Below are 10,625 nucleotides of genomic sequence, written 5' to 3' on the forward strand. Positions count from 1 at the left end.
CTACGGCACCTTCCCGACGCTGACGCCGGGCGGGCCGGACGACGTCGGCAAGGACAGCTGGGAGCTGCAGGGCCGCTGGATCCCGACCACCTCGGTCGACCAGTACGCGGCCACGATGCTCGGCTGGTTCGGCGCCACCGACACGCAGCTCGCGACCGTGCTGCCGAACCTGAAGAACTTCGCGACCAGGAAGCYCGGGTTCCTGTAACCGCTCTGTCGCGGATGGCTGCAGCCTGTCCGGCCGATCGGCCGGACCGTCGCCCGGCTGTCGCGCCGCCCCCGTGCCGCCGCTTACAGTGGCTGCATGGTCTCGACTCCCACCCCGCCCGCCGCCCCCGGCTTCACCGGCTCGATGCTGCCGGCCGCCCGCCGCACCTTCAGCGCCTATGCCCGCTGGCTGGACAGCATCAGCTGGAAGCGCTTCGTCCTGCTGTCGGTGCTGGCGCTGATCGCCGCCGGCATCCTGTCGGACCTGCCGCCGTTCAACCTGCGCTGGACCGACGACCGCGTCGTCGTGAAGGGCCCGAAGAAGCGCAAGGCGCCGGCGATCACTGCACCCGCCGCACCGACCGCGCCGGCCGCGCCCGCCAGCGCCGCCTCGGCCGAGCCGGCCAAGCGTGCCAACGTGACCATCGCCGGCAAGCCGTTCGAGGTCACGATCGACGACAAGGGCGTGCGCATCGGGCCGCTGGAGATCGATGACAAGGGCGTGCGCGCCGGTGGCGTGACGATCGACGATCGCGGCGTGCGCATCGGCCCGGCGGCACCGGCCGCGTCGGCTGCCGCATCGGCGGCCGCCGGCATCACGATCTCGGTGCCGGCCATCGAGGTCAAGCTGCCGAAGAACGCCGACACCGAGGAGGTGCGTGCCGCGGTCGAGGAGGCCAAGGCCGACATCCAGCGGGCGATCGCCGACGCGCAGGAGGCCGCGGCCGAGGCCCAGCGCGAGGCCGCCGACCGCGTGCTCGAGAAGATGGCCGCCGACGAAGACAACGAGGTGGAGACCATCACGATCAAGGGCTTCCGCCCCGGCGACCACCTGCCCGGTTTCACCTTCCTGCTGATCTTCATCTCGATGGTGATCAAGATCATGGCCGCCGGCCGCTTCAAGGCCGAGGCGCAGGCGGTGGTGGCCACCGAGATGGCCGAGTCCGAGGCGCTGAAGCGCCAGGTGATCGAGGCCCGCATGGCCGCGATGCAGGCGCAGGTGGAGCCGCACTTCCTGTTCAACACGCTGGCGAGCATCGACCACCTGATCGAGACCGACCCGCCGCGCGCCAGCCGGATGCAGAAGAACCTGATCGCGCTGCTGCGCGCCAGCATGCCGACGATGCGCGAGGCCAATGCGCAGGCCACGCGCGACCTGGGCCGCGAGCTCGCGGTGATCCGGCCCTACCTGGAGATCCTGAAGGTGCGGATGGAGGAGCGCCTGCAGACCGAGGTGCGCGTGAGCGACGGCCTGCTGTCGGCCGAGTTCCCGCCGATGATGCTGCAGAGCCTGGTCGAGAACGCGATCAAGCACGGGCTGGAGCCGAAGGCCGAGGGCGGCTCGCTGACGGTGGCCGCCGAGATCGTGCACGGCAAGCTCGCGGTGTCGGTGGCCGACACCGGCCTCGGCTTCGGCAAGGCCGCGACCGCCGGCACCGGCATCGGCCTCGCGAACATCCGCGAACGCCTGCAGCTGCTGTACGGCAGCGCGGCCAGCCTGACCGTGTCCGAGAACCCCGGCGGCGGCACGCGGGTGACGATCACCGTGCCCTACCGCGCCAAGACGTCCGAAGGAGCCCCTGCATGAAACGCGTCCTCAAGCTCTTCCTGTGCCTCGGCCTCAGCGCCCTCGTGATGGCCGGCCTCGCCGCCGCGGCGCTGATCCACAGCCTGCCGGCCGACGGCATCCACGTGAGCATCGACGGCGAGTCGTGGATGCTGCCGTCGCTGCAGGCCGGCCAGTGGCTGGTGCTCACCGCCTGCCTGCTGGTGGCCGCGCTGGTGGTGGCGATCGTCGTGCCGTTCACGCTGATGGTGGGCCTGGGCGTGCCGCTGCTGTTCGCCGCGCTGGCCGTCGGCATCGCCGTCGCGGTGGCGCTGATCGCCGCGGGGCTGCTGCTGTCGCCGGTGCTGCTGGTGGCCGGGCTGCTGTGGCTCGCGTGGCGCGTGCTGGAGCGCAAGCCGAAAGCGACGAACACGCCCCAGGCCCCGGCTGAGGCTACGATCCGGGCATGAACATCCGAGCTGTGATTGCCGACGACGAGCGGCTGATGCGCGAGCAGCTTCGCGCGCGACTCGCCGAGGTGTGGCCCGAGCTGGAGATCGTTGCCGAGGCGAAGAACGGCATCGAGGCGGTGGAGCTGACCACGCAGCACCGGCCCGACCTGGTCTTCCTCGACATCCGGATGCCGGGCATGACCGGTGTCGAGGCGGCGCGCCAGATCGGCCAGCTCGCCGCCGGCGACGACGACTGGGACGGCTGCGAGATCGTCTTCATCACCGCCTACGACCAGTACGCGGTCGAGGCCTTCGAGCAGGGCGTCGTCGACTACGTGCTGAAGCCGGCCGAGCGCGAGCGGCTCGCGCTGACGGTGGAGCGCATCCGCAAGCGGCTCGCGCAGCGCGCGGCCTCGCACGAGGCGCCGCCGGTGGCCGGGCCCGAGATGCAGCAGCTGCTGCAGAAGCTCGCGCAGCAGCTGAACCCGGGCAGCGCGCCGCAGCGGCTGCGCTGGATCCAGGCGACGGTCGGGCAGAGCATCCAGATGATCCCGGTCGACGACGTGCTGTTCTTCATCTCCGACGAGAAGTACACGCGAGTGCAGACGGCGACGATCGAGGCGCTGATCCGCAAGCCGATCAAGGAGCTGCTGGACGAGCTGGACCCGAACCAGTTCTGGCAGATCCACCGCTCGACGCTCGTCAACACGCAGGCGATCTCGGGCGTGACGCGCGACCTGCGCGGGCGCCAGCTGGTCAGCGTGAAGGGGCACAACGAGAAGCTCGAGGTGTCTCGCAGCTTCACCGGATTGTTCAAGGGGATGTGACGCGCCGCAACGACATGGCGATCAGCGTCTGCGCCGCCCAGTAGGTGGCCAGGATCCACAGCGCCGACAGCGGCAGCGGCGCTGCGAACTTGTGGGTGGCCAGCAGCGCATCCGAAACGACGAACAGCGCGCCGCCCAGCGCCGCGACGCGGCCCACCGCCGCCGCCTGCGCCGCCATCGTCGCGAGGCACACCACATAGGCCAGCACCGGCACGCGCAACGCCGCCGGAACGCCCGGCCACAAGGCCCACAGGATCGCACCCGCCACCACCGCATACGCCGCGAACGCCAGCGGCCGCGCCGCGAAGCGCACGCCGCGCGTGAACGCCACGATGTACGCCAGGTGCGCCAGCAGGAAGGCCACCAGCCCCGGCAGGAAGCCCTGCACCGGCCACAGCAGCGCGACATCCCCGGCCAGTGACAGCAGCAGCCCCGCCCGCACCCAGCGCCGCCGCGCCGGCGCATCGGCCCCGCGRGACCATGCGAACGCGATGATCAGCAGCGTGGTCAACGGCTTGAACACGAACAGCCAGTGCGCCGCGATCCAGCCGTCGCCCGACGCGATGGCCAGCGCCGCGCTTGCGACGATGGCCCCCGTCCACGCCATCCAGGTGATCGGCTTCATTCCGCCCCCGCCGCCGGTGCTGCCGCCTTGGCCAGTTCGGCCCGCGCCTGCGCCGCGGCGCGCAGCGCCTTCAGCTTCTCGCGCGGGTCTTCCTTCGGGCCGGCCTCGTGCAGCTTCATCTCGCCGATGAAGCGGCTCGGGATGCCCTGCACGAAATCGCGCCCGCGCTTGCGCCGGCGCAGCGTGCTCACCGCCAGCGTCGTGCGGGCCCGCGTGATGCCGACGTACATCAGCCGGCGCTCCTCCTCGAGCCGCTGTGGCGTCATCTCCTCGTCGTCGCTGCGGAACGGCAGCAGCCCTTCGTTGACGCCGGCCAGCACCACGTGCGGCCATTCGAGGCCCTTCGACGCGTGCAGCGTCGACAGCGTGATCACGTCCTGCTCCTCGCCGCGTTCGGCCAGGCTCATGATCACCGAGATGGTCTGCGCGACGTCGAGCACGCTGGTGCGCTCGGTCTCGATGCTCATGCCGCCGTCGTTCTCGATCTCGCCGCCGCAGCGCTTGGCGATCCAGTCGATGAAGTCGATCACGTTCGACCAGCGCGACGCGGCGAGCTTCTCGCTGTCCTCGCCGTCGTAGAGGTGCTTCTCGTAGTCGATGTCCTTCAGCCAGCCCATCAGCAGCGCCTTCGCGTCCTCGGCGCCGGTGGTGTGGCGCGCGCGGTACTCGAAATCGCTGACGTAGCGGCCGAACTCGTGCAGCGAGCCGATCGCGCGCGCCGGGATCGCCGTGCCCAGGCTCTCGGCGAACAGCGCCTCGTACAGGCTGGTCTTCCACTTGCCGGCGAACTCGCCCAGGCTGCCGAGCGTCTGGTGGCCGATGCCGCGCTTGGGCGTGGTGACCGCGCGCAGGAAGGCCGGGTCGTCGTCGTTGTTCACCAGCAGCCGCAGCCAGGCGCACAGGTCGCGGATCTCGGCACGGTCGAAGAAGCTCTGGCCGCCCGACACCTTGTACGGCAGCTCGGCCTTGCGCAAGGCCTTCTCGATCACCCGCGCCTGGTGGTTGGCGCGGTACAGGATCGCGAAATCCTTGAACTGCACGCCGTCGGCCGCGCCGTTCGCGCGGATCGCCTGGATGCGCGCCACCGCGCGCTCGGCCTCGTGCTCCTCGTTGTCGCACTCGACCAGCTGCACCGGCTCGCCGTCGCCGAACGCGCTCCACAGCTTCTTCTCGAACAGCTTCGGGTTGTTGCCGATCACGGCGTTGGCCGCGCGCAGGATGTAGCCGGTGGAGCGGTAGTTCTGCTCCAGCGGGATCACTTTCAGGTCGGCGTACTCCTGCGGCAGGCGGCGCAGGTTCTCGATGGTGGCGCCGCGCCAGCCGTAGATGCTCTGGTCGTCGTCGCCCACCGCGGTGAACATGCCGCGTTCGCCGACGATGTTCTTCAGCAGTTCGTACTGGATCGCGTTGGTGTCCTGGTATTCGTCGACGAGCACGTAGCGCAGCGTGTTCTGCCAGGTGGCGCGCGCCTCGGCATCGCGCTTGAGCAACCGGTACGGCAGGCCGATCAGGTCGTCGAAGTCGACCGCCTGGTAGGCCGCGAGGCGCTCTTCATAGCGCTTCATCACCTTCTGCGCGACCACGTCGTCGTCGGTCTCGGGCTTCACGTCGTCGCTGCCCAGGCCCTCGTTCTTCCACAGGCTGATGGTCCACTGCCAGCGGCGTGCCATCGCGATGTCGGTGGTGCCGCCGGCGTCCTTCAGGATGCCGAGCACGTCGTCGCTGTCGAGGATGCTGAACTTCTCCTTCAGGCCCAGCCGCTCGCCCTCGGCGCGCAGGATGCGCACGCCCAGCGAGTGGAAGGTGCTGACGACCAGGTGCTTGGCGGCGCGCGCGCCGATCAGCGACTTGGCGCGCTCGCGCATCTCCTGCGCGGCCTTGTTGGTGAAGGTGATCGCGGCGATCTGCCCCGGCGCATAGCCGGCCTGCAGCAGCCGCGCGATCTTGTGCGTGATCACCCGCGTCTTGCCGGAGCCGGCGCCGGCCAGCACGAGGCACGGGCCGGACAGGTGCTGCACCGCCTCCATCTGGGCGTTGTTCAGCGTGGAGACGGAATCGGGGGAGGAGGACACGGGGGAACGGCTCGGAAGCAAACTCGCATCGATCATAGGCGAGCGTCCGTCGCAGCGAGGCCGCGTGACTGTGATAGAACAATCGCGAACCCCTCCGAGCTTTCTTGCCGATCCTTCCATGAGCCCCACTTCCTTCGACCGCCGCCGCCTGCTGCAATGGGCCGCGGCCAGTGCCGGTGCGCCGCTGTTCGTGCGCGCCGCGCGCGCCGCCGACATCGACCGTTTCCCGCTCGGCATCGCCTCCGGTTCGCCGCGCGCCGACAGCGTCGTGCTGTGGACACGCCTGATGGGCGCCGACCTGCCGCCGCGCGTGCCGGTGCAGTGGGAGCTGGCGCGCGACGAGGCCTTCACCCAGGTCGTCGCGCGCGGCACCGAGACCGCCGAGGCCGCCTGGGGCCACAGCGTGCATGCGCAGCCGCGCGAGCTCGCGCCGTCGCGCAGCTACTTCTACCGCTTCACCGCGCTCGGCGCGCGCAGCGCGACCGGCCGCACCCGCACCGCGCCGCCGGCCGGCGCGAGCGAATCGCTGGCCTTCGCGATCGCGTCGTGCCAGCGCTGGGACCACGGCCACTTCGCCGCGTGGCGCCACCTCGCCGACGAATCGCCCGACCTGGTCGTCTTCCTTGGCGACTACATCTACGAGTACGGGCCGGTCGCCGGCCGCGTGCGCCTGCACGAGGGCAGCGGCGACGCGACGACGCTCGCGCAGTACCGGGCCCGCTACGCGCAGTACAAGGGCGATGCCGACCTGCAGCGCATCCATGCCGTGGCGCCGTGGATCGTGACCTGGGACGACCACGAGGTCGCGAACGACTACGCGAACGACCAGGGCCAGGACCTGGCGCCGAACTTCCTCGAACGCCGGGCCGCGGCCTACCAGGCCTGGTGGGAGCACATGCCGCTGCCGCTGTCGGCGCGGCCGGTGCGCGCGAATGCGCAGGTGTTCGACCGCTACGACTGGGGCGCGCTGGCGCGCTTCCACGTGCTCGACGACCGCCAGTACCGCGACCACCAGGCCTGCCCGAAGCCGGGCCGCGGCGGCTCGAGCACCATCGACCTGGCCGCCTGCCCCGAGCTGATGAAGCCCGGGCGCACGCTGCTCGGCGTGGCGCAGGAGCGCTGGCTCGGCGAGGGCCTGGCGCGCACCGACGCAAGAACCGATGCGCGCTGGAACCTGCTCGCGCAGCAGACGCTGATGGCGCCGTTCACCTGGACGAAGGAAGGCCGCTTCTGGACCGACGGCTGGGCCGGCTACCCGGTCGCGCGCGAGCGGCTGCTCGACACGCTGGCCGAGCGCGGCGCCGCCAACCCGGTGGTGCTGAGCGGCGACGTGCATTGCAACTACATCGCCGACCTGAAGCGCCGCCCCGGCGACGCGGCGCCGCTCGCCACCGAGTTCTGCGGCACCTCGATCACGAGCCACGGCATGGCGCAGGACCGGCTCGATGCGGCGCTGCCGCTGAACCCGCACATCCGCTATGCGCGCAGCGAGGAGCGCGGCTACATGAGCTTCCGGCTGAACCCGCAGCGCCTCGAGGCCGCGCTGCGCGTGGTCAGCGATGCAAACGATCCCAACGCGAGCATCCGCACCGCGGCGCGCTATGGCGTCGAGGCGGGGCGGGCGGGCGCGCAGGTCGGATGACGAAAGCGGGCCAACCCACCCCTTCAAATGGGTTATTGGCGTTGCGCGCGCAGATGGCGAATACTTGCGCCACACCATGAGACAGTTCATCCGCCACCCTGTCGACCTGCCGGTCGAGATCGGTACCGGCAACCTGCACGGCCCGGCGGCAGCGGCCCATGCGCATGACATCAGCGCGGGCGGGCTGGCGGTGCATGTCGACCGGGCGGTGGCGCCGGGCGAGCATGTGCACATCTGCATTCCCTATGTGCAACCGGCCTTCGAGGCCGATGCCCGGGTGGCCTGGTGCGAGCCGAGCGAGATCGACGGCTACGAGGTGGGCGTGACCTTCCTCGATGCCGAGGTCGCGTTCCTCGCACGCATGGTCGAGCAGGTGTGCCACATCGAGGACTACCGGCAGTCGGTCAGCCGCATCGAGGGCCGGCAGCTCAGCGCGGAGGAAGCGGCGACCGAATGGATCGACCGCTATGCGCGCGACTTTCCGTCGATCGCCGCCGGCCAGCGACATTGACGTCGTAGCCCGGATGCCAATCCGGGGGTATTTGCAAAGCGCCGTCCCGGATTGGCATCCGGGCTACTGGGTGCGCAGGTCCTGCAGCAAGCTGCCGGAAGCGCGAACTTCTTCCTCGTGGCCTTCGTGACGCCACGGTTCGGCCAGCGCCTCGGCGTACCACGCCTGCATCGCCGGCAAGGCCAGCAGGCGCGCGAGATATTCGTTCGAACGCGCCGAGAGCGCAGGCGAATAGGTCTGGGCCCGGAACGCCAGCGGTGCGAAGAACGCATCCACGGCCGTGAACTGCGAGCCTGCCAGGAACGGCCCGCCGAAGCGGGCGAGCCCTTCATCCCACAACGCCGACAGCCGGTCCCACTCCGCCTGCAGCGCCGGTGGCACCGGCTCGATCCGCACCCGCACGCCGCAGTTCATCGAACACAGGTTGCGCACGTTGAAGAAGCCGGAATGCATCTCGGCGGCCGCGCTGCGCGACCAGGCGCGTGCACCGCGGTCCGCCGGCCAGGCCTGCGGATGCGCCTCGGCGAGGTACTCGATGATCGCCAGCGAATCCCAGACCACCGTCTCGCCATCGACCAGGCACGGCACCTTGCCCGAGGGCGAGAAGCCACCGAAGACCTCGGCCTGCGAGCCGGCGCCGAACGGCACCAGTTGCTCGTCGAACGGGATCTGCAGCGTTCGCATCAGCACCCAGGGGCGCAGCGACCAGGACGAGTAGTTCTTGTTGGCGATGAAGAGCTTGAGCAGGGGGGCGGCCATGCGGCAGTGTAGGCAAAACAGTCCCGCGTGCAGCGAACGGCCGGCTGTCTTAGCATCGTGCGATGGATCTGCGCCATGCCCTCGCACCTGCCGTGTTGCTGCTGTCGCTGCTGGGCACCTCGGTGCAGGCCCAGCCGGTCGACGTGCAGGTCGCGTTGCAGGACGGCAAGGTGGTGCTCGACGTCACCGCGAGCGTGGCCGCCGAGCGCGAGCAGGTGTGGGCGGTGCTGACCGACTACGAGCACATGGCGGGTTTCGTCTCCAACCTCAAATCCAGTGCGGTGATCGGCCATGACAACAACGCGTTGCAGGTCGAGCAGAGCGGCGAGGCGCGCCACGGCCTGCTGCACTTCGCATTCCACAGCGTGCGCTCGGTCGAGCTGGTCGCGCCGCAGGAGATCCGCTCGCACCTGGTCAGCGGCGATTTCAAGAGCTACGAGGCGACGACCCGCCTCACGGCCTCGGACAGCGGGCACACGGTGATCACCTTCCACGGCGAGTACGTGCCGAACCGCTGGGTGCCACCGGGCATCGGGCCGTCGCTGATCAAATCGGAGACCGGCAAGCAGTACGACGAGTTGATCGCGGAGATCCGGCGCCGGCAGGGCGCCGCGGCGCACACGGCCGCGCCGGCGTCGTCACCCTGAGGAGGCTGCACAGGCGCGATACTCCCGCCCCGTGCAGTCCATTCTTGCCGTCACGATTCCCTTCTTCGCGCTGGTGCTGTGCGGCTACGTCGCCGCCCGCCAGCACGTGCTGCCCGAAGCCGCGATCCCCGGCCTCAACGCCTTCGTGCTGTTCTTCGCGCTGCCCTGCATGCTGTTCCGCTTCGGCGCCAGCATGCCGTTCGCGCAGCTGATCGATCCGGCGCTGATCGGCGTCTACGCCGCCTGCGCGCTGCTGGTGGTGGCGCTGACGGTCGCGCTGACGATGCGGCGCGGCGTCGACCTGAAGAACGCCGCCTTCGGCGCGCTGGTCGCCGCGTTCCCGAACACCGGCTTCATGGGCGTGCCGCTGCTGGCCGCGCTGCTCGGCGAGCGTGCCGCCGGTCCGGTGATCGGCACCGTGCTGGTCGACCTGCTGCTCACCAGCTCGCTGTGCGTGGCGCTCGCGCAATCGCGCCGGCACGACGGCACGCCGCACGACGACCTCGGCGTCTCGCTGCGCCGCTCGCTGCGGGGCGCGCTCGGCAACCCGCTGCCCTGGGCGATCGGGCTCGGCGCGCTGCTGGCCGCCAGCGGCCGCGAGCTGCCGGGGCCGCTCGCGCAGATCGTGCGGATGCTGGGCGATGCGGCGACGCCGGTCGCACTGTTCACGATCGGCGCGGTGCTGTGGCGCGCCGGCCAGCATGCGCACAGCCGCACGCCGCTCGGGCACTACCTGCCGGTCGCGCTGATCAAGCTGTTCGTGCACCCGCTGCTGGTGTTCGGCCTCGGGCTGGCGGCGCGCCGGGCCGGCCTCGCGGTCAGCGATTTCGGGCTGGCCGTGCTGACGCTGGCGGCCGCGCTGCCGAGCGCCAGCAACGTCTCGCTGCTGGCCGAGCGCTACCGGGCCGACAACGGGCGCATCGCCCGCATCATCCTGGCCAGCACCGTGCTGGCCTTCGCCAGCTTCTCGCTGCTGGCGGGCTGGCTGATCCCGCGTGCGGGTGGTGGGTGAGGGCGATTGTGATTCGCTATCGTTGATCTTTGATCAATTGAATTTACGGCGAGGCCTGGCTTTCCGACACTGAGGCACCGAACCCAGGAGCCCTCGCATGAGCCAAACCCCCTCCCGCCTCACCACCGCCTCCGGCATTCCGGTGGTCGACAACCAGAACTCGATCACCGCCGGCCCGCGCGGCCCGGTGCTGCTGCAGGATTTCCACCTGATCGAGAAGCTGCAGCACTTCAACCGCGAGCGCATCCCGGAGCGGGTCGTGCACGCGAAGGGCTCGGGCGCCTACGGCAGCTTCACCGTCACGCACGACATCAGCCGCTACACC

Annotated in this window: 11 protein-coding genes and 1 pseudogene; 9 read left to right on the plus strand and 3 right to left on the minus strand. The window is 70.4% G+C overall.

From position 1 onward, the window contains the following. The 4 genes and pseudogenes from AC1D01_RS09295 to AC1D01_RS09310 form a co-directional block, all read left to right on the plus strand. A pseudogene (locus AC1D01_RS09295) lies at positions 1–208 on the plus strand (DUF1501 domain-containing protein); the annotation flags it as partial. A gap of 96 nt (positions 209–304) precedes the next feature. Then, the gene (locus tag AC1D01_RS09300; RefSeq protein ID WP_477865760.1) at positions 305–1,795 is read left to right on the plus strand and encodes a sensor histidine kinase; all 1,491 of its coding nucleotides are present in this window, start codon (positions 305–307) and stop codon (positions 1,793–1,795) included. Continuing rightward, positions 1,792–2,223 carry a hypothetical protein gene (locus AC1D01_RS09305; RefSeq protein WP_477865761.1) on the plus strand — a complete coding sequence of 144 codons (432 nt, stop codon included), beginning with the start codon at positions 1,792–1,794 and terminating at the stop codon, positions 2,221–2,223. The genes AC1D01_RS09300 and AC1D01_RS09305 overlap by 4 nt, the downstream gene beginning before the upstream one ends. Beyond that, positions 2,220–3,032, plus strand: a complete 813-nt coding sequence (locus AC1D01_RS09310; protein WP_477865762.1) for a LytR/AlgR family response regulator transcription factor — start codon at positions 2,220–2,222, stop codon at positions 3,030–3,032. Before AC1D01_RS09305 ends, AC1D01_RS09310 begins: the two co-directional genes overlap by 4 nt. Here AC1D01_RS09310 and AC1D01_RS09315 read toward each other — a convergent pair. Together AC1D01_RS09315 and AC1D01_RS09320 are read right to left on the minus strand one after the other, a co-directional pair. Continuing rightward, the gene (locus tag AC1D01_RS09315; RefSeq protein ID WP_477865763.1) at positions 3,019–3,657 is read right to left on the minus strand and encodes a lysoplasmalogenase; all 639 of its coding nucleotides are present in this window, start codon (positions 3,655–3,657) and stop codon (positions 3,019–3,021) included. The two genes, AC1D01_RS09310 and AC1D01_RS09315, sit on opposite strands and share 14 nt — an antisense overlap. Continuing rightward, positions 3,654–5,765: an ATP-dependent helicase gene (locus AC1D01_RS09320; protein ID WP_477865764.1), complete on the minus strand. Its 2,112-nt coding sequence runs from the start codon at positions 5,763–5,765 to the stop codon at positions 3,654–3,656. Before AC1D01_RS09320 ends, AC1D01_RS09315 begins: the two co-directional genes overlap by 4 nt. Before the next feature lie 82 nt (positions 5,766–5,847). Between AC1D01_RS09320 and AC1D01_RS09325 the strand changes: the two genes are divergently transcribed. Together AC1D01_RS09325 and AC1D01_RS09330 are read left to right on the plus strand one after the other, a co-directional pair. Continuing rightward, on the plus strand, positions 5,848–7,371 hold the full coding sequence (locus tag AC1D01_RS09325; protein ID WP_477865765.1) for an alkaline phosphatase D family protein: 1,524 nt from the start codon (positions 5,848–5,850) through the stop codon (positions 7,369–7,371). 76 nt (positions 7,372–7,447) lie between these two features. Beyond that, positions 7,448–7,882, plus strand: a complete 435-nt coding sequence (locus AC1D01_RS09330) for a PilZ domain-containing protein (RefSeq protein WP_477865766.1) — start codon at positions 7,448–7,450, stop codon at positions 7,880–7,882. Between the two features lie 63 nt (positions 7,883–7,945). On the opposite strand, the gene AC1D01_RS09335 is transcribed toward AC1D01_RS09330, so the two are convergent. Continuing rightward, positions 7,946–8,641, minus strand: coding sequence for a glutathione S-transferase N-terminal domain-containing protein (locus AC1D01_RS09335; protein ID WP_477865767.1), 696 nt, complete (start codon positions 8,639–8,641; stop codon positions 7,946–7,948). Between the two features lie 62 nt (positions 8,642–8,703). Here AC1D01_RS09335 and AC1D01_RS09340 point away from each other — a divergent pair, with 62 nt between their 5' ends. The 3 genes from AC1D01_RS09340 to AC1D01_RS09350 all read left to right on the plus strand — a co-directional run. After that, positions 8,704–9,288 (plus strand): SRPBCC family protein, encoded by a 585-nt coding sequence (locus AC1D01_RS09340; RefSeq protein WP_477865768.1) that lies wholly within the window; start codon positions 8,704–8,706, stop codon positions 9,286–9,288. Between the two features lie 31 nt (positions 9,289–9,319). Beyond that, on the plus strand, positions 9,320–10,300 hold the full coding sequence (locus AC1D01_RS09345) for an AEC family transporter (protein WP_477865769.1): 981 nt from the start codon (positions 9,320–9,322) through the stop codon (positions 10,298–10,300). 97 nt (positions 10,301–10,397) lie between these two features. Next, on the plus strand, positions 10,398–10,625 hold a 228-nt coding region (locus tag AC1D01_RS09350; protein WP_477865770.1), incomplete at its 3' end, for a catalase.

The sequence above is a fragment of the Rhizobacter sp. P3_B12 genome, assembly GCF_056402895.1.

Bases quoted from the DNA above. Each gene is read 5' to 3' on its own strand.
- AC1D01_RS09300 (WP_477865760.1), top strand. From the start codon at position 305: ATGGTCTCGACTCCCACCCCGCCCGCCGCCCCCGGCTTCACCGGCTCG.
- AC1D01_RS09305 (WP_477865761.1), top strand. From the start codon at position 1,792: ATGAAACGCGTCCTCAAGCTCTTCCTGTGCCTCGGCCTCAGCGCCCTC.
- AC1D01_RS09310 (WP_477865762.1), top strand. From the start codon at position 2,220: ATGAACATCCGAGCTGTGATTGCCGACGACGAGCGGCTGATGCGCGAG.
- AC1D01_RS09320 (WP_477865764.1), bottom strand. From the start codon at position 5,765: ATGATCGATGCGAGTTTGCTTCCGAGCCGTTCCCCCGTGTCCTCCTCC.
- AC1D01_RS09325 (WP_477865765.1), top strand. From the start codon at position 5,848: ATGAGCCCCACTTCCTTCGACCGCCGCCGCCTGCTGCAATGGGCCGCG.
- AC1D01_RS09330 (WP_477865766.1), top strand. From the start codon at position 7,448: ATGAGACAGTTCATCCGCCACCCTGTCGACCTGCCGGTCGAGATCGGT.
- AC1D01_RS09335 (WP_477865767.1), bottom strand. From the start codon at position 8,641: ATGGCCGCCCCCCTGCTCAAGCTCTTCATCGCCAACAAGAACTACTCG.
- AC1D01_RS09340 (WP_477865768.1), top strand. From the start codon at position 8,704: ATGGATCTGCGCCATGCCCTCGCACCTGCCGTGTTGCTGCTGTCGCTG.